The organism is Leisingera sp. M658, assembly GCF_025144145.1.
Taxonomy (GTDB): domain Bacteria; phylum Pseudomonadota; class Alphaproteobacteria; order Rhodobacterales; family Rhodobacteraceae; genus Leisingera.
Map to the genome: position 1 here is coordinate 1,751,817 of NZ_CP083546.1, position 22,980 is coordinate 1,774,796.

Genomic DNA, 22,980 nt, shown 5'->3' on the forward strand with positions numbered 1-22,980 from the left:
TTTTCCATATCACGGCCCCGTTTTTTTCCTTCTCCCGGCACCATCCTGCCAAAGGAAGGCAAACGGGAGGTTTATAGGGGAGGTGTATGTTCCTACAACTTAGGACATCTTTTCAAACTGTTAAGATAAAAAAAGAAAAGGCCGCTCAATCGAGCGGCCTTTTCCCTGTTTCCCTGATCCGGTTGGATCAGTTGGTTTCTTCGCCAGCGGCGTCAGCAACCGGCGCGTCGTCGTCGTCAGACGCGGCGGAACCGATATCGTCGAACAGTTCCGAGATCTCGTATTCAGCAGCGGCTTCCTCTTCGGCGGCCAGCTCCTGGATCGATTTACCGGATGCCTGCAGTTCGGCTTCTTCGACCGAGCGGGCAACGTTCAGATTGATGACGGCTTCGACTTCCGGGTGCAGGCGCACGGAGACAGAATGCAGGCCGAGGTATTTGATCGGAGCGATCAGAGCGACCTGTTTCTTGTCGACGGTGAAACCGTCTGCGGTTGCAGCATCGGCTGCGTCGCGCGGGGTGACCGAGCCGTACAGCGCGCCCGCGTCCGATGCGGAGCGAATCACGATGAACTGCTGGCCGTCCAGCTTTGCTGCCAGAGCCTCGGCCTCTTTTTTGGTTTCCAGGTTGCGCGCTTCCAGCTGCGCTTTCTGGTCCTCAAAAGATGCGATGTTGGCCTCAGAGGCGGTTTTCGCCTTGCCCTGCGGCAGCAGGAAGTTGCGGGCGAACCCGGGCTTTACGTCAACGACGTCGCCCATCTGGCCCAGCTTCGCAACGCGCTCAAGAAGGATAACTTGCATGTGCTTATCTCCTTACTTCACGGCGTAGGGCAGCAGGGCGAGGAAGCGGGCGCGCTTGATAGCACGGGCCAGCTCACGCTGCTTCTTGGCCGAAACGGCGGTGATGCGCGACGGTACGATCTTGCCGCGCTCGGAAATGTAGCGCTGCAGAAGACGGGTGTCTTTGTAGTCGATCGCCGGTGCGTTGTCGCCCGAGAAGGGGCACACTTTGCGGCGGCGGAAAAACGGTTTGGCTGCCATGGTTTAGCGTCCTTTTCTCAAGCTAAGATCAGCGGCGCTCGCGACGGGTGTCGCGTTCATCGCGTTTCTGCATCTGGACCGAGGGGCCTTCCTTGTGCTCGTCGACCTTGATGGTCAGGACGCGCATCACGTCGTCATGCAGACGCATCAGGCGTTCCATTTCCTGAATGGCGCCGGCAGAGGCGTCAGTCTTCAGGAAGGAGTAATGCCCCTTGCGGTTCTTGTTGATCTTGTAGGCCATCGTTTTGACGCCCCAGTACTCCTGCTCGACCAGCTTGCCGCCGTTGTCGGACAGAACAGCACCGAAATGTTCGATGAGGCCTTCAGCTTGCGAGTTGGACAGGTCCTGACGCGCAATCATGACATGCTCATAGAGTGGCATGCGAACTCCTGTTTGTGTCTAGGCGCATTTCATAGAACGGGCATCAAAGCTTCCGCTGCCCGGTCACGAGAGGCTGCGCGGATCGAAAATGTCGCGGAAGCAGGGCCTCCTATACAGGCTGCGGCTGAAAGAGCAAGGCAAAAGGGCGGTTTCACGCCGCCGGCCGCTGCCGCCGCTGCAATACCGCTAGCCCGCCGTATTGATGCCCCAAAGCAGGTCTTCACTGATTAACGAAGCCTTAACGCGGGCAGAAACCGCGGAGCCGGGCCATCCGGCAGGTGCAGCTTGAAAAAGGGCAATCAAATGGCAGTGACAGACCAAACCCCGCCGCAGGTTACCAAAACCCCCGGAGCCGCTGCGTTTGGTGCGATGGCAGCAGCTGTGCCGCTTAGCCTCAGACTGGAGGCCAATTGGAAGCTCCGGGTTGCGCTGCTTCGGGTGCTGGGGGCCGCGATGATCCTCAGCTCCACCGGATTGTGGCTGGTGCCGGGTTCCGGCGCCGATCCGGAAATGAACCTGATCAGGATCGGTATCTCGGTTGCCTTTTTGCTGATTGGTCTGGTGCTGATGACAACGCATGAACCGGGCAACCGGCCCGAAGCCTGCTTTGATCCGGTGCGGCGCGAACTGCGGGTGCTTCAGCGGGATGGCCGGGGCCGTCCGTGTACCGTGTTGCGCCGCAGCTATGACACCTTGGGCGGGGCACGGCTGACGGCGGTGTCGGTGCAATTGTATGAGACCGACGGCAGCCTGCTGATTGAGCTGCCCATCGGCTCTGCCGCGATGCGCAGCCAGCTGCGCGACCAGCTCAGCGGTGCGGTGCGGATCCTGACCTGACCCGCCTTCACATTTGCGCGAGGAAAATCCGTCGGCCTGTCCGGCGGGTTTTGTGTTCGCCGGTTCACAGGTAATGTTGGTTTTTGCGGGCTTCCCTTTCGGGCGCATGCGCCGCATCTGTTGCCTCATGATTTATTCTGACGGAGCTTTTCCCATGAAAACGACCCTGATTGCTGCCGCCCTGGCCGCTGTTGCTGCAACCGGCGCTGCTGCCGCCCCGGAAAAATACGTGCTGGATTCCAGCCATAGCCAGATCCTGTTTGACTACAATCACCTGGGATACTCGACCACCTATGGTATGTTCGCCGGTTTTGAAGGCGAGATCATGTTTGATCAGGAAGACCCGGCAGCCTCCAGTGTCGCGGTGTCCATGCCGCTCAGCATGATGTTCACCGGCTGGCAGGCCCGTTTCGACCATTTCATGACCAAGGATTTCTTTGACGCAACCGAAGACGAAACTGTCAGCTTCACCTCCACCGCGATCGAAGTGACCGGCGACAACACTGCCAAGATCAGCGGTGATCTGACCCTGAACGGCGTGACCAAACCGGTGGTGCTGGACGCCAAGCTGAACCAGACCGGCGACCACCCGATGGCGAAAAAGCCCTGGGCCGGTTTTGACGCCACCACCTCGGTGCTGCGGTCGGACTACAATCTGGGCCAGTTCGCGCCTTTCGTCAGCGACGAGGTGAACATCAAAATCTCGGTCGAAGCGATGAAGGCCGACAGCTAAGGTTGAGCCTCTGCTTTGAAAGGCTTGCCGCCAGCTCCACCGGGGCTGGCGGTTTTTTGTTGCCCGGCCACCAACCCATCTTCTAGCCCGGAGATAGATCCGGCGTTGGATCCGGCGCCGGCCCCTCGCCGAAGCGTGACAGAAGTTCATTGGTGTTCTCCTAGCTGCTGCGGCAGGCTGTAACCGGCCCCTCCGGCCGCTTAAGAAAGGAGGCATCATGTTTCGCCTAGGCTACTTCGTATCAGCCGGTGCGGCATTGGCCCTCGCTGCCAACCTGGCGTTCACACCACCGGCTGCCGCCCATGATTCAGGCCGTGATACCGCCCGCGCCATTGCCGGGCTGATTGCTCTGGGTCTTATTGCCAAAAACCTGAATGACCGTAATGACCGTCACCGCGGCTACACACATTCATATCAGCCGCGCACCTACTACCTGCCGCATCGCGGCCACGGCCATTACGCCGGCCGCCACAGGAACCATGACCGTGGCATACACCGCCACCGCACCCGCCACGGCGGCTACTACCGGCACCGTCACTGACATTTCGATGCGGTAAAACCTGTTGCGCAGAAACAGACCGGCTGAAACGGCACAGCGCCGCGCGTCAGCGCGGCGCTGTGCCCAAGGCTGCCAGGGGGATCAGCCCGCTGATCACCCGCAGGCTTGGGAGGGCTCCGGCCCCGGATCAACCGGCACCCGGATCTGCCAGCGCCCGGATTATTCCGCCCGTTTGGCCTCCAGCTCCACCGGAACCTCCACGGCAAACCCCAGCGAACTTTCATCCGGCAGGCTTTTGCCAATGCCGAAATCGAGACGGTTCAGGGTCAGGGTACCGGCCATCTTTGCGGTGCCGCCCTGCAGATCCAGGCTGAAGGGCAGGGTGACCGGCACCGTCTTGCCCTTAATGGTCAGGGTGCCTGATGCCTGATATCCTGCGGCCAGCTTTTCGATATCCGCCTTGAACAGGGCAGTTGGGAAATTAGCGCTGTCAAAGTAATCGGCGCCCATGGCCTGACCGGCAACCGATCCCAGTTCCAGAGACGGGATCGACACTGTCACCTCCACATCACCCGCCGGCCCCGGGGCCGCGGGTTCCTCAAAGTTGATCACCGCAGACCACTCGCTGAAACTGCCCGAGATGACGCTACCCATCTGGGTGACGGACAGGCCTAGTGTGCCGGACTGCACCACCCAGCCGCCCCCGGCCGCAGGGTCCACTGCCACAACTGGGGTCACGGTGCCTTCCGTGCCGTGATCCTGCGCGTTCCCGTGGCTGTGGTCATGACCGCCAAAGACACCAATGGCCGCGCCGCCGCCCAGGGCGCCGGCCCAGACCGCCAGCGCTGCCAGCACCGGCATCAGCCTGTGGCTTTGCGCGGGCGGCTGCGGCAGGTCGGCACGGCCCGGCAGCATCCGGCGCAAAGTGGCGTCGCGGTCCATCACATGATGCTTCAGCGCCCCGGCAATATGCAGGCCCAGCGAGGCGGCCAGGGTCCAGACCAGAACCCAGTGCAAGCCGCCGAAAAAATCCGCCGCGTGGTCGGATTTCGGCACAAACGGCAGGTTCTGCCCGAACGGCCACCAGATCGGCGCAAAACCGGTGGTCGCGGCGTGATGGATCCACCCCGACAGCGGCACCGCCACCAGCGAGCCGTACAGCAGCCAATGCACCATCTCGGCCGCCAGCGCCTCGGCCTTACGATCGGGATGCAGCAGGCCGGGTTTCGGCTGGCTCAGCGCCCACAGGATCCGCAGCAGCGCCGTAAAGAACACCGCAACCCCCACAGTCTTATGCAATGAGAACAGCAGGGTGGCCCGTGCAATCACCGCCTGGCTGCCGTCAAAGCCGGGGCTTTGGATCTCATGCGCCAGCTCATTGGCGAAATACCCCAGCGGAAAGGCCGAGAAAATCAGCAGGGCGGTCAGCCAGTGAAACGTTTTGGCGACACTGCCGTAAGAGGTGAACGTGTTGGCACGGGACATTGGCGCGCATTTCCTTGTCAGATTCCGGTGGCTCTAACCTAACCGCGGGGGGCTGCGTTGCAACGGCAGGAATTGTCAGCCGGTGCACAGCTTTGGTGCGCAAAGTGCGGCTTTGCTTGTACGCAGGGGAAAGGCCCGCTAAATCAGGCAAAACGTTAAAACAGACGAGGTCTTCAATGACGATCGCATTTGTGTTCCCGGGACAGGGTGCCCAGACCATCGGTATGGGCAAAGCACTGGCCGAGGCTTATCCAGCCGCCAAAGCCATCTTTGACGAGGTGGATGACGCTTTGGGTGAAAGCCTGAGCCAGCTGATCTGGGAGGGCGACATTGAAACCCTGACCCTGACACAGAACGCCCAGCCCGCGCTGATGGCCACTTCGATGGCCGCCATGCGCGCGCTGGAGGCCGAAGGCGTCACCATCGGCAAGGCCTCCTTTGTAGCCGGCCATTCACTGGGTGAATATTCCGCGCTGGCTTCGGCGGGGTCGATTTCGGTGGCCGACACTGCGCGTCTCCTGCGCACCCGCGGTCTCGCGATGCAGAGCGCGGTTCCGGTGGGCGAGGGCGCCATGGCCGCGATCCTGGGCTTGGATCTTGAGGCTGTGCGCGCCGTGGCAGAAGAGGCCGCGCAGGGCGAGGTTTGCCAGGCGGCCAACGACAATGACCCGACCCAGGTGGTGGTCTCCGGAACCAAGGCAGCGGTCGAACGCGCTGCGGTGATCGCCAAGGAAAAGGGCGCCAAACGCGCGGTGATGCTGCCGGTCAGCGCCCCGTTCCACTGCGCCCTGATGCAGCCCGCAGCTGACGCCATGGCCGAAGCGCTGGCGGGCGTGGACATCAAATCCCCGGCGGTGCCGCTGATCGCCAATGTGCGCGCCGACGCAGTGACCAGCCCGGATGAAATCCGCGCATTGCTGGTGGAACAGGTGACCGGCTCGGTGCGCTGGCGCGAAAGCGTGCAGGTGATGGCCGCCAACGGTGTGAACGAATTCTGGGAAATCGGTGCAGGTAAAGCCCTGTCCGGCATGATCCGCAAGATCGACCGTGCGCTGGTTTGCCGCCAGGTGGGCGCCCCCGAAGACGCCAAGGCTGCCGCCGAAGCATAAAGAGATTTAGCCGGCGCGCGCCCGTGCCGCGCCGGCCTCTGATATAAAGGACAAGAAAATGTTTGATCTGACTGGCAAGAACGCCCTTGTGACCGGCGCTTCGGGCGGCATCGGCGGCGACATCGCCCGCGCCCTGCATTCCGCAGGCGCCACCGTGGCCCTGTCCGGCACCCGTGAAGAGCCGCTTAATGCCTTGGCCGAGGAGTTGGGCGAGCGCGCCCATGTGCTGACCTGCAACCTGTCGGATGCAGAGTCGGTTGAGGCTCTGCCGAAACAGGCGGCTGCCGCCATGGGCTCGGTCGACATTCTGGTGAACAACGCGGGCATCACCCGTGACAACCTGTTCATGCGCATGAAGGACGAGGAATGGGAGAGCGTGCTGAACGTGAACCTCACCTCCACCATGCGCCTGTGCCGCGGCGTTCTGCGCGGCATGATGAAGGCACGCTGGGGCCGCATCATCAACATCTCCTCGGTCGTGGGCGCCACCGGCAACCCGGGCCAGGCCAACTATGCGGCATCTAAGGCCGGCATGGTCGGCATGTCCAAATCGCTGGCCTATGAAATCGCCAATCGCGGTATTACCGTGAACGCGGTTGCTCCGGGCTTTATCGCAACCGCAATGACCGACAAGCTGAACGATAGCCAGAAAGACGCGATCCTGACCCAGATCCCGGCCGGCCGCATGGGGGAATCGAAAGAAATCGCCTCAGCCGTTCTGTATCTGGCCAGCCAGGAAGCGGGTTATGTCACCGGCACCACGCTGCACGTGAATGGCGGCATGGCAATGATCTAAGCCCCGCGCCAACCTGTGCCATGCATTGCCCTGCAGCCTGTCTGCAGGGAATTTCCATGTCTGCCCCGGCCTGACCGGGCCGTAGGAACGGTGCAGGTTTCGCTGCCAAGCAGTTGAAAAGGAGCGGATTTGCGAAAAATTTGCTCTGCCCCTCTTGCAAGCACTTGATTACGGGGCCATCTGCACCCTTCATAGCCGCCAGAAGCCATCTGGTCCCGGCTGCTGTGACCAAGCGAAACCGTTTGCCTTGGCCGCGGTCTATGTTATAGGCGGCGCATATCTGTACTGGTGTTTCCCCAAGGGAGCCGCCGCACTGTCCCCGCCCGGCGGGGATTACAACGCCCGCTCCGGGCAATAACCACGCCGCCCGAACGGGCAAGGGCAGAACTGGGCAGAGTGCCCTGAAAGACGAGGAATAGACATGAGCGACGTCGCAGACCGCGTAAAAAAGATCGTTGTTGAGCACCTGGGTGTAGAAGAAGACAAGGTCACCGAAAACGCTTCCTTCATTGACGATCTGGGCGCAGACAGCCTGGACACCGTGGAACTGGTGATGGCGTTTGAAGAAGAGTTCGGCATCGAGATCCCGGACGACGCAGCCGAAACCATCCAGACCTTTGGCGACGCGGTCAAATTCATCTCCGAAGCGTCCTAAGCCACGCTTCCGGAGAACCGGACCCAGCGGCGTCTTCCCATCGGGGAAGGCGCCGTTTTCGTTTGTCCGGCAGGGCTCTGATTCCCATTTTGCCGGAAAATTTGCGGGGTGTTTGTTTGCGCTATCAAGCGACAGCTCCGCTGCGCCGCAATTGTTCCATAAATCGTCATGATACGGCGTTCCGGCGGCAGCGTTCCGTGCTAATCTCTTTGTAAGAGGCAAAACTTAGGAGATAGGCATCATGATGATTTACCCCACTATGGAGATTCAGAACGGCCGCTGCGTGAGCCTCGAAAAGGGCCGCCTGGATGAGCCGATGATCTGGCATGTGGATCCGGTGGAAACCGCTAAGGGCTTTGCGGCCGCCGGGGCGGAATGGATGCATGTGACCGACTTCAACGCAATTGAAGGCGATCACTGCAACGAGGAGCTGATCTGCGACATCATCCGCGGCGCCGGCATTCCGGTGCAGTTGGGCGGCGGCATCCGCTCACGTGAGCATGCCGAGCATTGGATCGACAAAGGCGCAGGGCGCGTCGTGATCGGCACGCTGGCCGCGCGCGATCCGCAGCTGGTTCAGGAACTGGCCAAACACCACCCGGACCAGATCGTGCTGGCCGTGGATGTATACCAGGGCCAGGTGATGACCGATGGCTGGCGCCAGTCCGGCGCAATCTCGCCCGAGGACTTTATCGCGGCGTTTGATTCCGCGCCGCTGGCGGGAATCATTGTCACCGATATCGACAGCGACATGTCGGATCTCGAAGCTCAGCTTGGCCTGATTTCCGCCCTCGCGGAAAAGTCCCGCACGCCGGTGATCGCCAATGGCGTTGTGCGCAGCTCGGATGATGTTTCGCGCCTGAAATACATCTACAATATTTCCGGTGCGATGATTGGCCGGGCGCTGTTCCGCAAAACAGTGACTGTCGAGGAAGTTCTGGAAGTGGCCCGGCCCGAACCCGAGCCGGTCGCCGAGTTCCAATAAATCAATGCCTGCGGATTTTGGTCCGCAGGCGATTTTTTACCCCTGTTGCGGCCATCCTTCGAGTGGCCCGGTACTGAAGGCAGGGATCCGGAAGGCCGGCAGCATGTTGCTGGATCATGCTTCGTTGGCGGCGGGTTCCGGTTGTTCCTGACCCGGTTGATTTGAATTGAGCAAGGCTTTCATATCGGCACGCAGCAGTTTGGCATTGAATTTGATGCCGAAATAGTCGGCGTTTTGCCACATAATCTGCGCGTCAAAAGACGCCACACCGGGCACCGAGGCGATTACAGCCTCTTTGATATTGAACTGCGGTTCGCGCGGTTCCTGCGGTTGCTCCAGCACCCGGATTTTTGCACCCACCCGGCTGATGTCCACAATTTTTGCAGGGAACCGGCGCTGGCGGCAGTGCAGGGTGCACGGCAAAGAGCAATGGTAACGGCGCCTTAGCCGCAAGCGTTTGCGCGTGACCCGCTCTGCCAAAAACAGGCCGGCGCCGGCGAGAAGCAGAGCTAAGAGAGAACTGGCAATGGCGGTCCTCCGCCGGTACGGCAGCAATGGGCCGAGGTTTGCCTGTGCCTGACCGGTTTGCATGTCTTTCGGTACGAAATCGCAGGGCAAAGAAACGATCTGTCGGGACAAATCCTCCAGCAAGGCCCGTGCGCCCAGCCGCCGCGCACTGACCTCCGCCCGTTCCCGTCCATGGATACGGTATACTTCGAGAAGGCCTTTTTGTTGTGTAATCAACCTCATGGTAAGCGGTTCATAAGCCCCCATGCCCGACCTGCGCATCCGCATGCGCAGCGGTACGGCCGGGTGGTCAGCCATCCAATGGCGAAGGTTCCTGGCCTGGCCGTCCTGTTGCCCGGTCCGCAAATAATCCAGGAATTCACGCATCTCATGCCGCATTAGCGCGAGATCCGATTGCAGCATGCAGGTCGCCCTGGATGATGCGGCAGCCATGCCTGCACTGCCGCAAACCACAGCCGGGGCAATCGATAGAGCGATAATCAATGGCCAGTGTTTCAATACAGGACCCTTCCGGTCATGAGGGGAAATGCAGTCGCGGTGTTGGATGCAGTAGAACCACCCAATGGATAATCGGATACCGTTAACACCCTCTATGCGGGTATATAATTCACCATAAAACCGGCAACACCGTCCGGAGTTGCACCTTACGGTGTGTGACATTGGCCGGTGATTTCGGAACTGAAAAGACACGCAATGCGCCTGCCGCCTGGCAAGTCCGTGCGGGACATGTCAGGTTCGCGCGTCTTTTCCAGGCGGTTTCATTTGGAAGGGCAGTTGAATTGCACAGTTTTTGTGCTGGACCCGCCGGATCCTTTAGCGCGCCGGAGGGCTGTTATATCCCGAGCCGCACTTCTTCGCGCAGGCCGTCGCCCTGAAGCGGGAAGGCCTCAAGCAGGCGGTGCAATTGCATGAAGTTGAAATCCTTGGAGAATTGGACGCCGCAATAGCCGGGGGTTTGCCAGCGGACCTGGGCGTCCATTGTGTATCCGCCGAAATTGAGGGTTACCCGCCCAGACACTTCGCAAGGGCTGTCGGGGCGCACCTTGGCGCCGGCCCGGCTCAGATCGACCAGATGAGCTTGGACTGTCCTGCCGCCCGCCTGCAAGACGCAAGGCACTGCGCAGGGGTAGCGTTTTGTGCGGCGGATTTTGCGGATGCCGATCCGGTCCAGGAAATACAGCGCACTGCCGCCCAGAACCAGAAACGACAGCCAGGCAATTGCGGCATTTCTGATTTGCTGGCTCTGCCGTGCATCGCCCGCAGCCACGGCAACCAGCTTGCTGCCATTGCCGCTTTCCTTCACCCGGTCGCAGGGCAAAGCTTCGACACGGGTTCCGAATTCCGACGCCAGCACCGGGGTGCCCATATGGCGCGCAGTTTCAAGCGCGGCGGCCCGGCCCTGGCTGGAGAGGATTTTCAGCAGGACCTGCTGCTGCTGTAAAAGCTCCTGCATGCCGGCAGCGACGGATTGAATGCCAACCGCTTTCATCCGCTGCCGCATCGGCGCGGGCGGGTTTGTGCTGATCCAGCTGCGCAAGTGCTGCACATAAAATGCATTCTGGCCGGAGCTGAGATAGGCGAGGAACCCCTTGGACGCCCGGTGCAGGTTCGACAATTCCTGATGCACAGCGCAACTGGCGGCTGCGCGTTCCGGCAGCAGTCCAATCACCAGTAAAAATGCAGTTAGCGGGAGCCAATTGCGCATGGCGGGGCCGTTCCTTTATGCCTTTGGACTAAAAGAATGACGTATAAATGCAAATGTGCCGTTAACGCAGGCGGCTTTTTGGGGCCGCCCAGACCGCCCAGGCTGCGCAGGGCACAGGGCACAGGCAGCAGCCGCAGGGATGCTCCGGCGACCAGAGGCGCCTCGAAGCGCAATTTCCGCCGGCCTTGGCCTTGATCTTCCCAGTGGCGGAAATTTGCCGGTCTCTGGCGGCTGGCCGGCGCCCGGGTCTGAACCGCGGCTGGCAACGCCGGGACAGCAACATGGAAACCGGCGGAGCAGCGGCGGCAATTAAATCAGGGCACGGATCACCGGTGAAACAAGCATAGGCAAAGTGCTGTCAGCATAGCGGAGAGAAAAAGACGGGCTGGAGGAAAATTGGCCCAGACCTCCAGCCCGGTTTTGGCAATCCACGAGGACGGATGCCGAGTTCTGTCATCATCGCGCTATCAACCTAGGGGGTATTGGTTAACAATAAATTCCACTCCCGCAATTTCTCCGTTAAATGCACATTGCACATGGCGGCACTGCAGATCAGCCCGCTCTTGCACCCAGCCGCCATTCCAAGCTATTTGAACGGACGGATTGCCGAGGCAAAGGAGAGCAAGGAATGCGTCGAGTAGTTGTCACCGGACTGGGCCTGGTCACCCCGCTGGCCAGCGGAGTCGAAGAAACCTGGTCCCGGTTGCTGGACGGCCAGTCGGGCGCGGGCCCGATTACCCTGTTTGATGCCGAAGCCAGCGGTGTAACCACCACATATGCCTGTGAGGTGCCGCGCGGCGATGGCTCCGAGGGTACATTCAACGCGGATGACTGGGTCATCAAGAAAGACCAGAAGAAGATTGACGACTTCATTCTATATGGCATCGCTGCTGCGGATATGGCTGTGCGGGACGCCGGCTGGACGCCCGAGGATGAAGAAAGCCGCCTGCGCACCGGCGTGATGATCGGCTCTGGCATTGGCGGGTTGTCGTCGATTGCGGACACCGCCGTGATGATCAAGGAAAAAGGCCCCCGCCGGGTGTCCCCATTCTTTATCCCCGGTGCGCTGATCAACCTGATCTCGGGCCAGGTGTCGATCCGCTTTGGCTTCAAGGGCCCGAACCATTCGGTTGTGACCGCCTGTTCGACCGGCGCCCACGCCATCGGCGATGCGGCGCGGCTGATCAAATCCGGCGACGCCGACGTGATGATCGCAGGCGGCGCCGAGGCCGCGATCTGCGAGATCGGCATTGCCGGCTTCAACGCCTGCAAGGCGCTGTCCACCAAACGCGCCGACGACCCCAAGGCGGCCTCGCGCCCCTATGACGCCGACCGCGACGGGTTCGTGATGGGCGAGGGCGCCGGCATCGTTGTGCTGGAAGATTACGAGCACGCCAAGGCCCGCGGCGCCAAGATCTATGCCGAGGTGCTGGGCTATGGCATGTCGGGCGACGCCTACCACATCACCGCGCCGTCCGAGAATGGCGAAGGCGGCGAACGCTCGATGAGGGCGGCGCTGAAAAACGCGGGCCTGGAGCCGTCTGCCATTGACTATATCAATGCGCATGGCACTTCGACCATGGCCGACACAATTGAGCTGGGTGCGGTTGAACGGCTGTTGGGCGACCACGCCGCCAATGTCACCATGTCTTCGACCAAATCGGCCACCGGCCACCTCTTGGGCGCGGCCGGTGCGATTGAGGCGATCTTCTCAATCCTGGCGATCCGCGATCAGGTTGCACCGCCGACCATCAACCTGGACAACCCCGCCATCGAAAGCCAGGTGGATCTGGCCCCCAACGCCAAACGTGAGCGTAAGGTTGAGATTGCGCTGTCGAACTCCTTTGGGTTTGGCGGCACCAATGCCTCGGTGATCTTCGGAAAGGCCGGCTGATGTGGCGCAGCCTCGCCTCCAACATGCTGACAGTGCTTATTGCAGCTTTGTTCCTGCTGGGCGGTCTGATCCTGTGGGGCAAATCGCAATATACCGCTGAAGGCCCGCTGGAGACAGCGATCTGCCTGCGGGTCGAGCGGGGCTCGAACATGGCACGGGTCAGCCGCGATCTGGAAACCCAGGGCGCGGTCGCCTCCGCCGCCATCTTCCGCCTCGGCGCCAAATACAGCGAGAAGACCGGCCAGCTGAAGGCCGGCAGCTTCCTGCTGGAACCGGGCTCCTCGATGGAGCGGATCATCGACGGGATCACCCATTCCGGCGCCTCCACCTGCGGCACCGAGATTGTCTATCGCGTCGGCGTGACCCGCACTCAGACTGTGGTGCGCGAATTGGATCCGGCGACCAATAAATTCGAAGAAAAGGCCGCCTTCATCCTCGGTGAAGGGGAGGTTCCTGCTGCCTATACCGAGACCCGCCAGGAGGCCGACACCCGTTACCGGATTGCGTTGGCCGAAGGCGTGACCAGCTGGCAGGTGGTTGAGGCGCTTAAGGCCATGGATGTGCTGAACGGCGACCCCGGCGAACGCCCGGGCGAGGGCCTCCTGGCGCCCGACAGCTATGAGGTCACCACCGGCACAGACCGTGCCGCCGTTCTGGCTGAGATGCAGGAGCGCCAGCAGCTGCGCATCAACGCCGCCTGGGAAAGCCGGTCTGCGGATGCTGCGGTCGGCAGCCCCGAAGAAATGCTGGTCCTCGCCTCGATCATCGAGAAGGAGACCGGCGTTGCCTCTGAACGCGGCGTGGTCTCCTCGGTCTTCACCAACCGCCTGAACCGCGGCATGCGGCTGCAGACGGACCCGACGGTGATCTACGGCGTCACCAAGGGCGAAGGTGTCCTGGGCCGTGGTCTGCGCCAAAGCGAGCTGCGCAAAGCCACGCCCTGGAATACCTATGTGATCGAAGGCCTGCCGCCGACCCCGATCGCCAATCCCGGCATGGAAAGCCTGGAGGCCGCGGTGAACCCTGAAGCCACGGATTATGTGTTCTTTGTTGCCGACGGCACCGGCGGCCATGCGTTTGCCGAGACGCTGGACGAACACAACAGGAATGTGGCCAAATGGCGCGAGATCGAAGCCCAGCAGCAGAACAACTGAGGCTGATGCCAGGGCTGGAATTAGGGCTGGAATTCGTGCCGGGAAACAGTCTGCGGTGAGATATCCATGAGCAGGAAGGGCGCCCTTGGGGCGCCCTTTTTGGTGCAAGCTTTGGGGCCGCCGTTATGACAGGCCGGCTTCACGTGTAGATGCAGATGTAGAAATTTGTCCCGCTCTGGTAACCGCCGCATTTATCATAGAATTCAATGGTCGCCTTGACGGTTTTTCCAGCCAGCGCGCTGAACTGCGCGCTTAGGTCCACTGGCTGCATCGGCGTCACCACACCGGAACAGCCATTGCTGTAGTCATGTGAATATGTGGCGGTGTTTTCTGGATCGCTTTGGTCCGTCATGGTCAGTTTGACCACATCGTCAACGGATGTCTGGCCTTCGCCGCTGGGGCCGCCTGACATCACGATTGTGGCGTTTGCCGGAATGTTCACATAGTGGAGTGTGGCATCATAAAAGATCTTTCCGGCATCCCCCGGTATAGGTGTCGATTCCTGCGCGGTGGCGATCTGGTAGTTGGTCCAACCCATGTGCGGTTCCTCGTTATCAAAAAAGACGTTGCTGCACGGCGTCGTGCAGGGTTGACGCTACAATCCTGGATTGCATTTCGGGAAGGGTGATTTTGCGAAAGATGCACATCATTTAAATCACCTCCGATTTATGGGAATCCGCCCTTTCCGTATTCGTTTACAGGGGTTTGGTCTGCTTTGCCCAAAGATGTGTGCCGCCCGCCTGTGCGGCTGCCCGTTGCGCACCGACCGTACGCATGCCTCGCGCTAACCCTTGACTTTTCCGGCATAGTATCGTATAGGTTGTATCGCAGCTGGAAGAAACAAGGACGGCCCCGGACTCCTCCGCCGGTGGCCGCCGTTCTTTCTCTTGTGCGGACAAAAAACGCATGAGGCAGACAAATTCATGACAGATCACCCAACAGACCAGGACGGCGCCGCTGTGCTGACGCGGCAGGTGCATTACACCGCCGATCTCCTGCGATCCCTGCAGGAGAGCATCCACCGCCTGCGCAACGAGGCAGAGGAGCTGCGCGAGCAGCTCGACGCGGAAGGCGCCGATGAAGTGACCGGCGCCAAAAGCCAGATCAGCAAACTGGAACAGCTGATCCGCGATTGCCAGAAAGTGGAGAGACTCCTTGCAGAACAAAGCACCGAATTCGCCCGCATGCTCAAATCCGAACATGAACTCGATCTCGTCGCAGCACGCGCTGCTGTCGAGCGCGGACTTTCTGGCCTGCGTTCCGCTCTCGCTCCAGAACTGGTTCTTGAATGAGCTGGACCGCAAGTCGCTCTGCGCGCTGCCGCATCTTTTTGACATCTGGGCGCTGGACCACCAGCGGCCGCCGCCGGGCGGCTGGCGTGCCTGGGTGATCCTGGGCGGCCGCGGGGCCGGCAAGACAAGGGCAGGGGCCGAATGGATCCGCACCCTTGCCGAAGGGCCGCGCCCGCACGATCCCGGCACCGCCCGCCGCATTGCGCTGGTGGCGGAAACCTATGACCAGGTGCGTGACGTGATGATCCATGGCGACAGCGGTATCCTGGCCTGCTCGCCGCCTGACCGGCGGCCCAAATGGAAGGCCTCCGAACGCAAGCTGATCTGGCCCAACGGCGCCGAGGCGCAGGCGTTTTCAGCCCACGACCCCGAGGCCCTGCGCGGACCGCAATTCGATGCCGCCTGGGCGGATGAGCTGGCCAAGTGGAAAAAGGGGCAGGAGTGCTGGGACATGCTGCAGTTTGCCTTGCGGCTGGGCCAGGACCCGCGCGTCTGTGTCACCACCACACCGCGCAATGCGCCGGTGCTGAAACGGCTGCTGGCCGCCCCCAGCACCGTACAGACCCACGCCGCGACCGAGGCCAACCGTGCCAACCTCGCACCGTCCTTCCTGCAGGAGGTGCGGGCGCGTTATGCCGGCACCCGTCTGGGGCGGCAAGAGCTGGACGGGGTAATGCTGACCGATGTGCAGGGGGCGCTCTGGACAAACGCCGCTCTGGTCGCTGCGCAGGTGGCAGAGGCTCCGCCGCTCGACCGGGTGGTGGTGGCGGTGGATCCAGCGGTCAGTTCGGGGAAATCCTCGGACGCCTGCGGCATTGTGGTGGCCGGTGCCGTCACCCAAGGCCCGCCGCAGGACTGGCGCGCCTATGTTCTGGCGGATTGCACCGTGCAGGGCGTCGGGCCGCTGGCCTGGGCCCAGGCCGCAATTGCCGCCCGCGATACCCATGGCGCCGACCGGGTTGTGGCCGAGGTCAACCAGGGCGGTGCCTTGGTGGAGACCGTGCTGCGCCAGGCCGACCCCATGGTGCCGTTCCGCGCCTTGCACGCAAGCAAAGGCAAATCCGCCCGCGCCGAACCGGCTGCCGCGCTGTATGAGCAAGGCCGTGTCAAACACCTGCCGGGGCTGGGAGAGCTGGAGGATCAGATGTGCCTAATGACCCCGCAAGGCTACCGCGGCAGCGGCTCGCCCGACCGGCTTGATGCGCTGGTCTGGGCCCTGCATGAGCTGATCATTCATCCAGCGGCGAAACTGCAGCTGCCGCAGGTGCGGGCCTTATAGACGCAGCCCCGCCGCAGGCTGGGGGAACTGCGGAAATGAAAGACCAGGGAATGGCAGCGTGCAACGCTGCCATTTTCAGCTTTTACAATGGGTTACGTCAAGGTGTTGCGCCCCCTGCGTACGCACCGCTGGTCAAATCTTCAGGCCTCTCTGTCATTAATCATCCTCAGCAAAGGCGCAACAGGCCCCCCGGCACAGAGCGCCCCAAACAGCAACCATGAGGAGCGGACAATGGTCTTTGACCTGCTGCGGCGCAACAAGCCCGAAACCCCGGAAACCGCCCTGGAACAGAAGGCCAGCCAGACCGCCCGCGTGGTCTCCTGGCAGGGCGCAGGCCGCACCGCCTGGAGCCCGCGCGACAGCGTCTCCCTGACCCGCAGCGGTTTTGCCGGCAATCCGGTCGGCCACCGGGTGATCCGTATGATCGCCGAGGCCGCCGCCGCGGTGCCGCTGGTGCTGCAGGACAGCCGCCAGCGCTATGACAGCCACCCCTGGCTGGCGCTTCTGGCCCGCCCCAACCCGGCGCAGGGCCAGGCCGAACTGCTGGAGGCGCTGTATGGCCATCTCCTGCTTTCCGGCAACGCCTATATCGAAGCGGTGACGGCAGAGGACAGCGCCCCGGCAGAGCTGCATGTGCTGCGCTCCGACCGGATGAACGTGGTGCCGGGGCCGGACGGTTGGCCCGCGGGTTTTGACTATGTTGTGGGCGGGCGCAAGCACCGCTTTGCCAACGATCCTGCCCAATCCCCGATCTGCCATATCAAAAGCTTCCACCCGCAGGACGACCACTATGGCCTGTCATCGCTGCAATCGGCGGCAATGGCGATAGATGTGCACAACGCCGCCTCCCGCTGGTCCAAGGCGCTGCTGGACAACGCAGCCCGTCCCTCCGGTGCGCTGGTCTGGAAAGGCTCGGATGGCCATGGCCGCATGTCCGAGGAACAATTCCGCATCCTAAGTGACGAGATTCAATCAAACTTTCAGGGTGCCAAAAATGCCGGCCGTCCGATGGTTCTGGAAGGCGGCCTGGACTGGAAGCCAATGGGCTTTTCGCCTTCCGACATGGAATTCCAGAAAACCAAGGACACCGCCGCCCGCGAGATTGCGCTGGCCTTCGGGGTGCCGCCGATGTTGCTCGGCATTCCCGGCGATGCAACCTACGCCAACTACCAAGAGGCCCACCGCGCCTTTTACCGGCTGACCGTGCTGCCCCTGGTCTCCAAGGTCACCGCCGCGCTGGCCGATTGGCTGACCGGCTGGACCGGCGAGGTCCTGACCCTGAAACCCGACCTTGATCAATTGCCCGCCTTGGCGGCCGAGCGCGAGGCGCAGTGGCGCCGGGTGTCTGGCGCGGATTTCCTCAGCACCGCGGAAAAGCGGCAGCTGCTGGGTTTGCCCGCAGAAACCCCCGCCGCGCCGCAAGCGGGGGGCGGACAGGATGACTGAGCACCCGATGCACGCATTCGATTGTTCACCGGGACTGCGCCTGTCCGCCCATGAGCGGGTCGCCCAGATCCAGAACGAGGCTGTGAACCGCCGTCTCGACCGGATCGAACAAATGATGGAACGGCTGGAGAAACGCCTCTGGCTCACCGTCTACGGCGTTGCCGCGGTGATCCTGGCGCAGGCCTTTCAATCCTTCTTGACGGTTCAATTGCCGTAACAACAACAACTTGCGAGGCAAATATCATGCAGGGACCACCCCGGCTTGAACATAAATTCGCACGCTTCGGCGAGGATCTCTCGCTGAAGGACGCAACAGAAATCAGCGGCTACGCCAGCCTGTTCGGCCAGACCGATCAGGGCGGCGATGTGGTGGTGCGCGGCGCCTATACCGCGTCCCTCAAGGCGCTTCAGGATCAAGGCCGCACAGTCAAGATGCTGTGGCAGCACGACCCGGCGCAACCCATCGGCGTCTGGGACGAGGTGCGCGAGGACAAGCGCGGGCTTTACGTCAAGGGCCGCATCCTGACCGCCACTCCCAAGGGGGCCGAGGCCGCCGCACTGATCGGGGCCGGCGCCATCGACGGCCTGTCAATCGGCTATCGAACCGTGAAATCCAGCCGCGGTCAGGACGGAACCCGCCAATTGGCCGAGGTGGAGCTGTGGGAGGTGTCGCTGGTCACCTTCCCGATGCTGCCCGCGGCGCGGGTGGCGGGCAAATCCTCCGCCCTGGATGCCGAGGCAGACGCATTGCGCGCACTGGCCACAGGCCTGCGCCAGATCACCAGTGACCTCAAGGCAGGACAACAATCATGAGCAACCAAGACCTCCCGGACATCTCCGGGGACACAGCGCCCCTGGCGCATGAAGTGAAACAGGCCGTCACCGGCTTTCTTCATGAATTCAAGGGCTTTCAGAACGACGTGCAATCAAGGCTGAAACAGGCAGAAGAGCGAGTGAACATGCTGGACCGTAAGACAATCTCTCAGAACCGCCCCCATCTGGCAGCCAGCCAGGACGCGGGCGCGCCGCATCAAAAGGCGTTCAACGCCTACCTGCGCAGCGGCGACGACGACAGCCTGCGCGGGCTGGAACTGGAGGGCAAGGCGATGTCCACTGCCGTGGGCGGCGACGGCGGTTATCTGGTCGACCCGCAGACCTCGGAAACCGTCAAGGCGGTGCTGAACGCCTCCGCTTCGATCCGCGCCGTGGCCTCTGTGGTGCATGTGGAGGCATCGTCATATGACGTGCTGATCGACCACAGCGAAATGGGGGCCGGCTGGGCCAATGAAACCGGCCCGGCGGCAGAGACCTCCACCGGCACTATCGACCGCATCTCGATCCCGCTGCACGAACTCAGCGCGCTGCCCAAGGCGTCGCAGCGGCTGTTGGATGACAGCGCTTTTGATATCGAGGGCTGGCTGGCCGGCCGCATCGCCGACAAGTTCTCCCGGTCCGAGGCCGACGCCTTTATCAACGGCGACGGCGTCGACAAGCCCCGCGGTTTCCTTGACTACACCGTGGCTGAAAACGACATCTGGAGCTGGGGCAGCATCGGCTACAAGGCGACCGGCGTGGACGGCGAAATCGGCAACGGCGACGCGATCATCGACCTGGTCTATGCGCTGGGGGCGGAATACCGCGCCAATGCCACCTTCATTCTGAATTCCAAGACTGCGGGGATGCTGCGGAAACTGAAAGACGCCGATGGCCGCTTTCTGTGGTCCGACGGCCTGGCCGCGGGTGAGCCCGCACGCCTGATGGGCTACCCGGTGCTGATCGCCGAGGACATGCCGGATCCGGCCGCCAACAGTTACCCGATTGCATTCGGCGATTTCCGCGCCGGTTACACGATTGCCGAACGCCCGGACCTGCGGGTGCTGCGCGATCCCTTCAGCGCCAAGCCGCATGTGCTGTTTTACGCGACCAAGCGGGTCGGCGGCGACGTCAGCGACTTTGCTGCGATCAAGCTGATGAAATTCGGCGCGAGCTAACGCTTTGCGCTGATGGCGGACCGGCAGACCGGTCCGCCGGCGGGCATGCACCCTACAGTCTTTTGCCGTCCAGCTGCTCCCCTCCGTCCGAGCGGCAAGGGATGGTGCATGCCCGCCGAACCCCACCCGGACAGCAGATCAGGGCCGCAGCAGGGGAAGGCCCGCAGGAGTGAGATGATGATGCTGAGCGAAGTGACACCCGTGCCCGAGGCCGCCCTGCCGCTGGCCCAGTTCAAGGCGCATTTGCGTCTGGGCACCGGCTTTGGCGAGGACAGTCTGCAGGATGAGGTGCTGTTTGGCTTTCTGCGCGCCGCCCTGGCCGCGATCGAAGCCAGGACCGGCAAGGCGCTGATAATACGTGAATTCGAGCTGGAGATCCGCCACTGGCGCGACCGCGCCCGGATGATCCTGCCCATCGCCCCGGTGCAATCGGTGACCGGCGTTGCAATACGCGACGCCGGCGGTACCGAAACGGTTCTGGATGCCTCCCTTTATCACCTGGAGCGCGACAGCCAGCGCCCGCGTCTGTGCCCGGCAGGCAGCCTGCTGCCGGCCATTCCAACCGGCGGTCTGGCGCGGATTTCCCTGCAGGCTGGCATGGCCGCGGACTGGGGCGGTTTGCCCGCCGATCTTGGTCAGGCGGTGATGCTGCTGGCCGCGCATTACTACGAATACCGGGCCGACACCGGCCTGCACGGCGGCTGCATGCCCTTTGGCGTGACCAGTCTGATCGAACGCTACCGCAGCCTGCGGCTGACATTGGGAGGCCTGGTATGAAAATCCCTCCGAAACTCACCCGCAAGCTGGTGCTGGAAGACCCCCAGCGCGAGGCCGACAGCGCCGGCGGCTTTACCGAGACCTGGGTGGCGCTTGGCACCCTTTGGGCTGAGGTGAAGTCGCTCTCCGGGCGTCTAAGCGGGGACAGCCTGTCATTGCAAAAATACCGGATCACCCTGCGTGCAACGCCCGAAGGCTTTGCATCCCGGCCCCGTCCGGATCAGCGGTTCCGCGACAGCAACAGGATCTACCGCATTGATGCAATTGCGGAATCCGATCCAGATGCTCGTTACCTGACGTGTTTCGCGGTTGAGGAGGTGAGCGGATGACCTATGCCATCGCAGGCGGGTTGCAATCCGCCGTCTACACCCATCTGACCGGCGACGCGGGCCTCACCGCTCTGGTCGGCGGCGCGATCTATGACGCGATCCCCGCAGGCCCCTTGCCGCAGACTTATGTGGCATTGGGATCAGAGGAGGTGCTGGACCGTTCCGACAAGACGGCAGGCGGCGCCGAGCACCGGTTTTTTATCACCGTCACCACCGACACCGCCGGTTTTGCGGGCGCCAAGGCCACCGCCGCGGCGGTCTGCGACGCGCTGGTTGGCGCCTCGGTACCACTGACCCGCGGCCAGTTGACCGGCCTCTGGTTCGACCGGGCCAAGGCGGAACGGCTGAACACCGGCGGCCGCCAGATCACCCTGCGGTTCCGGGCGCGGGTGGATGACGTCTGAATATCAGGACACCCTTAAAACCAATTGAAATACCGGGAGAAAACCCATGACAGTTCAAAACGGCAAGGACCTTTTGGTCAAAGTGGACATGAACGGCGCCGGCCTGTTTGAAACCATCGCAGGCCTACGCGCCACGCGGATCAGTTTCAACGCCGAAAGCGTCGATGTGACCAGCCTTGAAAGCCAGGGCGGCTGGCGCGAGTTGCTTGCTGGTGCTGGCGTGCGCTCGGCGAGTATCTCCGGTTCCGGCATCTTCCGGGACGAGGCAACGGATGAACGCGCCCGGCAGTTGTTTTTCGAAGGGCTGACGCCGGAGTTCCAGGTCATCATCCCGGATTTCGGCATCGTGCAGGGCAGTTTTCAGGTGACTGCGCTTGAATATGCCGGCAGCCACAATGGTGAGGCGACTTATGAATTGTCGCTGGCCAGTGCCGGTCAGCTCAGCTTTGCAGCGGTTTGACCAATGGTGAACCCGCACGCAGGCGAGGCGGAATTGCTCGTAAATGGAAGATCTTACGCGCTGAAGCTGACTCTTGGCGCCCTGGCAGGGCTGGAGGCTGCGCTGGAGGAAGGCGCGCTGGTGGATCTGGTGCAGCGGTTTGAGCAGGGTCGGTTTTCCGCCCGCGATGTGCTGGCGCTGCTGGCGGCCGGCCTTGAGGGCGGCGGGCATGACCTTAGCCGTGATGACCTGGCATCGGCCGCCATTTCCGGCGGTCCCATGCAGGCGGCGCGGGTGGCGGCAGAGCTGCTGGTGCGCAGCTTTGCTGTGCCGGAAGGCAAATGACCGCGCTCGACTGGCCTGCCCTGATGCGCGCCGGCATTGCAGGCCTCAAGCTGCTGCCGCGCGACTTCTGGCAACTGACCCCGGCAGAGTTGCGGCTGATGCTGGGCGAGGCCGCAGCACCGCAGCCGCTTGGCCGGGACCGGCTGGCGGCGCTGATGCAGGACTTCCCCGACGTCCCGGGCCCTCAGGAAAAGGAGACAACAGATGGCTGACTCGTCATCAATGGCAGAACTGGAATTGCAAGGCGAGGCTTTGGGAGAAGCGCTGGACGGTGCCTCTGGAATGGCTGCTGCCTTTGCAGAAACGCTGGGCCGTGTGAAGGAAGGGTTTTCCGAAACCGGCCGCGACGCGCAAATATTGGACCGCAGTCTTTCCAAAGGTTTGCGGCGTGCTTTTGACGGGCTGGTTTTCGACGGCGACAGCCTGTCGGAGTCGATGGACACGCTGGCGCGCTCGATGATCCGCACCACCTACAACGCGGCCATGAAACCGGTGATGAACCATGCCGGCGGGTTGCTGACTGACGGCCTCACCTCGCTGATCGGAAACATCCTGCCTTTTGCCGATGGCGACGCCTTCAGCCAGGGAAAGGTGATGCCGTTTGCCAAAGGCGGCGTTGTCACCGGACCAACCGCATTCCCGATGCGCGGCGCCACCGGGCTGATGGGCGAAGCGGGGCCAGAGGCGATCCTGCCGCTGACCCGCGGCGCTGACGGGTCGCTGGGCGTGCGCAGCCAGGGCGGCGGCGGGGTCAATGTGGTGATGAATGTCTCCACCCCTGACGTCAAAGGCTTTGAACGCAGCCGCAGCCAGATCGCGGCACAGCTGTCCCGTGCGTTGTCACGCGGCGGGCGCAACCGTTAACCACGGAGGGTAA

29 protein-coding genes are annotated in these 22,980 nt (G+C 62.3%); 22 read left to right on the top strand and 7 right to left on the bottom strand.

Annotated elements, in window-relative coordinates; genetic code table 11:
• Positions 1-187: 187 nt before the first annotated feature.
• Genes rplI through rpsF form a run of 3 tightly spaced genes read right to left on the bottom strand, consistent with a single transcriptional unit; the run spans position 188 to position 1,421 of the window.
• Entirely contained in the window at positions 188-799 is a 612-nt protein-coding gene (gene rplI / locus K3724_RS08775) for a 50S ribosomal protein L9 (protein ID WP_129371035.1), read from the bottom strand.
• 12 nt (positions 800-811) lie between these two features.
• Positions 812-1,039, bottom strand: a complete 228-nt coding sequence (rpsR, locus tag K3724_RS08780; protein ID WP_005852865.1) for a 30S ribosomal protein S18 — start codon at positions 1,037-1,039, stop codon at positions 812-814.
• Between the two features lie 28 nt (positions 1,040-1,067).
• Positions 1,068-1,421 carry a 30S ribosomal protein S6 gene (gene rpsF, locus K3724_RS08785; RefSeq protein WP_027259123.1) on the bottom strand — a complete coding sequence of 118 codons (354 nt, stop codon included), beginning with the start codon at positions 1,419-1,421 and terminating at the stop codon, positions 1,068-1,070.
• 303 nt (positions 1,422-1,724) lie between these two features.
• Between rpsF and K3724_RS08790 the strand changes: the two genes are divergently transcribed.
• From K3724_RS08790 to K3724_RS08800, 3 genes are all read left to right on the top strand, one after another.
• Complete coding sequence (locus K3724_RS08790; protein ID WP_259991906.1) at positions 1,725-2,258, top strand: hypothetical protein; 534 nt, start codon at positions 1,725-1,727, stop codon at positions 2,256-2,258.
• A 154-nt stretch (positions 2,259-2,412) separates the two neighbouring features.
• The gene (locus K3724_RS08795) at positions 2,413-2,991 is read left to right on the top strand and encodes a YceI family protein (RefSeq protein WP_259991908.1); all 579 of its coding nucleotides are present in this window, start codon (positions 2,413-2,415) and stop codon (positions 2,989-2,991) included.
• A gap of 217 nt (positions 2,992-3,208) precedes the next feature.
• A complete protein-coding gene (locus K3724_RS08800; protein ID WP_259991910.1) occupies positions 3,209-3,532 on the top strand; it encodes a hypothetical protein in 324 nt (107 codons plus the stop codon).
• 177 nt (positions 3,533-3,709) lie between these two features.
• On the opposite strand, the gene K3724_RS08805 is transcribed toward K3724_RS08800, so the two are convergent.
• Positions 3,710-4,975 (bottom strand): cytochrome b/b6 domain-containing protein, encoded by a 1,266-nt coding sequence (locus K3724_RS08805; RefSeq protein ID WP_259991912.1) that lies wholly within the window; start codon positions 4,973-4,975, stop codon positions 3,710-3,712.
• 176 nt (positions 4,976-5,151) lie between these two features.
• Between K3724_RS08805 and fabD the strand changes: the two genes are divergently transcribed.
• The 4 genes from fabD (at position 5,152) to K3724_RS08825 (ending at position 8,520) form a co-directional block, all read left to right on the top strand.
• Positions 5,152-6,084, top strand: coding sequence for an ACP S-malonyltransferase (fabD, locus tag K3724_RS08810; RefSeq protein WP_259991914.1), 933 nt, complete (start codon positions 5,152-5,154; stop codon positions 6,082-6,084).
• A 58-nt stretch (positions 6,085-6,142) separates the two neighbouring features.
• Positions 6,143-6,880, top strand: coding sequence for a 3-oxoacyl-ACP reductase FabG (gene fabG / locus K3724_RS08815; protein ID WP_259991916.1), 738 nt, complete (start codon positions 6,143-6,145; stop codon positions 6,878-6,880).
• 421 nt (positions 6,881-7,301) lie between these two features.
• Complete coding sequence (locus K3724_RS08820; RefSeq protein WP_005982462.1) at positions 7,302-7,535, top strand: acyl carrier protein; 234 nt, start codon at positions 7,302-7,304, stop codon at positions 7,533-7,535.
• 241 nt (positions 7,536-7,776) lie between these two features.
• Positions 7,777-8,520, top strand: a complete 744-nt coding sequence (locus tag K3724_RS08825) for a 1-(5-phosphoribosyl)-5-[(5-phosphoribosylamino)methylideneamino] imidazole-4-carboxamide isomerase (protein WP_259991918.1) — start codon at positions 7,777-7,779, stop codon at positions 8,518-8,520.
• Between the two features lie 114 nt (positions 8,521-8,634).
• Here the strand turns inward: K3724_RS08825 and K3724_RS08830 are convergent, their stop codons facing one another.
• A complete protein-coding gene (locus K3724_RS08830; RefSeq protein ID WP_259991920.1) occupies positions 8,635-9,450 on the bottom strand; it encodes a PilZ domain-containing protein in 816 nt (271 codons plus the stop codon).
• Between the two features lie 430 nt (positions 9,451-9,880).
• Positions 9,881-10,753: a PilZ domain-containing protein gene (locus K3724_RS08835; RefSeq protein ID WP_259991922.1), complete on the bottom strand. Its 873-nt coding sequence runs from the start codon at positions 10,751-10,753 to the stop codon at positions 9,881-9,883.
• A gap of 628 nt (positions 10,754-11,381) precedes the next feature.
• Here K3724_RS08835 and fabF point away from each other — a divergent pair.
• A complete protein-coding gene (gene fabF / locus K3724_RS08840) occupies positions 11,382-12,647 on the top strand; it encodes a beta-ketoacyl-ACP synthase II (protein WP_259991924.1) in 1,266 nt (421 codons plus the stop codon).
• Positions 12,647-13,801 carry an endolytic transglycosylase MltG gene (gene mltG / locus K3724_RS08845; RefSeq protein WP_259991926.1) on the top strand — a complete coding sequence of 385 codons (1,155 nt, stop codon included), beginning with the start codon at positions 12,647-12,649 and terminating at the stop codon, positions 13,799-13,801. Before fabF ends, mltG begins: the two co-directional genes overlap by 1 nt.
• A gap of 139 nt (positions 13,802-13,940) precedes the next feature.
• On the opposite strand, the gene K3724_RS08850 is transcribed toward mltG, so the two are convergent.
• Complete coding sequence (locus K3724_RS08850) at positions 13,941-14,339, bottom strand: hypothetical protein (RefSeq protein ID WP_259991928.1); 399 nt, start codon at positions 14,337-14,339, stop codon at positions 13,941-13,943.
• Positions 14,340-14,724: 385 nt separating this feature from the next.
• On the opposite strand from K3724_RS08850, the gene K3724_RS08855 reads away from it, so the two are divergent.
• From K3724_RS08855 to K3724_RS08915, 13 genes are all read left to right on the top strand, one after another.
• Entirely contained in the window at positions 14,725-15,093 is a 369-nt protein-coding gene (locus K3724_RS08855) for a hypothetical protein (RefSeq protein WP_259991930.1), read from the top strand.
• Positions 15,086-16,372 carry a DNA-packaging protein gene (locus K3724_RS08860; protein WP_259992599.1) on the top strand — a complete coding sequence of 429 codons (1,287 nt, stop codon included), beginning with the start codon at positions 15,086-15,088 and terminating at the stop codon, positions 16,370-16,372. The genes K3724_RS08855 and K3724_RS08860 overlap by 8 nt, the downstream gene beginning before the upstream one ends.
• 231 nt (positions 16,373-16,603) lie before the next feature.
• Positions 16,604-17,818 (top strand): phage portal protein, encoded by a 1,215-nt coding sequence (locus K3724_RS08865; protein WP_259991932.1) that lies wholly within the window; start codon positions 16,604-16,606, stop codon positions 17,816-17,818.
• Positions 17,811-18,035: a hypothetical protein gene (locus K3724_RS08870; protein ID WP_027259106.1), complete on the top strand. Its 225-nt coding sequence runs from the start codon at positions 17,811-17,813 to the stop codon at positions 18,033-18,035. Before K3724_RS08865 ends, K3724_RS08870 begins: the two co-directional genes overlap by 8 nt.
• Positions 18,036-18,061: 26 nt before the next feature.
• The gene (locus tag K3724_RS08875; RefSeq protein WP_259991936.1) at positions 18,062-18,631 is read left to right on the top strand and encodes an HK97 family phage prohead protease; all 570 of its coding nucleotides are present in this window, start codon (positions 18,062-18,064) and stop codon (positions 18,629-18,631) included.
• The gene (locus K3724_RS08880) at positions 18,628-19,809 is read left to right on the top strand and encodes a phage major capsid protein (RefSeq protein WP_259991937.1); all 1,182 of its coding nucleotides are present in this window, start codon (positions 18,628-18,630) and stop codon (positions 19,807-19,809) included. The genes K3724_RS08875 and K3724_RS08880 overlap by 4 nt, the downstream gene beginning before the upstream one ends.
• 177 nt (positions 19,810-19,986) lie before the next feature.
• Positions 19,987-20,586: a head-tail connector protein gene (locus K3724_RS08885; RefSeq protein ID WP_259992600.1), complete on the top strand. Its 600-nt coding sequence runs from the start codon at positions 19,987-19,989 to the stop codon at positions 20,584-20,586.
• Positions 20,583-20,915: a head-tail adaptor protein gene (locus K3724_RS08890; RefSeq protein ID WP_259991938.1), complete on the top strand. Its 333-nt coding sequence runs from the start codon at positions 20,583-20,585 to the stop codon at positions 20,913-20,915. Before K3724_RS08885 ends, K3724_RS08890 begins: the two co-directional genes overlap by 4 nt.
• A complete protein-coding gene (locus tag K3724_RS08895; protein ID WP_134829941.1) occupies positions 20,912-21,319 on the top strand; it encodes a DUF3168 domain-containing protein in 408 nt (135 codons plus the stop codon). The genes K3724_RS08890 and K3724_RS08895 overlap by 4 nt, the downstream gene beginning before the upstream one ends.
• A gap of 46 nt (positions 21,320-21,365) precedes the next feature.
• Entirely contained in the window at positions 21,366-21,779 is a 414-nt protein-coding gene (locus K3724_RS08900) for a phage major tail protein, TP901-1 family (RefSeq protein ID WP_259991941.1), read from the top strand.
• Positions 21,780-21,782: 3 nt separating this feature from the next.
• Positions 21,783-22,103, top strand: coding sequence for a gene transfer agent family protein (locus K3724_RS08905; protein WP_259991943.1), 321 nt, complete (start codon positions 21,783-21,785; stop codon positions 22,101-22,103).
• Positions 22,100-22,315, top strand: a complete 216-nt coding sequence (locus K3724_RS08910; RefSeq protein ID WP_259991945.1) for a rcc01693 family protein — start codon at positions 22,100-22,102, stop codon at positions 22,313-22,315. Before K3724_RS08905 ends, K3724_RS08910 begins: the two co-directional genes overlap by 4 nt.
• Positions 22,308-22,967, top strand: a complete 660-nt coding sequence (locus K3724_RS08915) for a phage tail tape measure protein (RefSeq protein WP_259991947.1) — start codon at positions 22,308-22,310, stop codon at positions 22,965-22,967. The genes K3724_RS08910 and K3724_RS08915 overlap by 8 nt, the downstream gene beginning before the upstream one ends.
• The last annotated feature ends 13 nt before the right edge of the window (positions 22,968-22,980 follow it).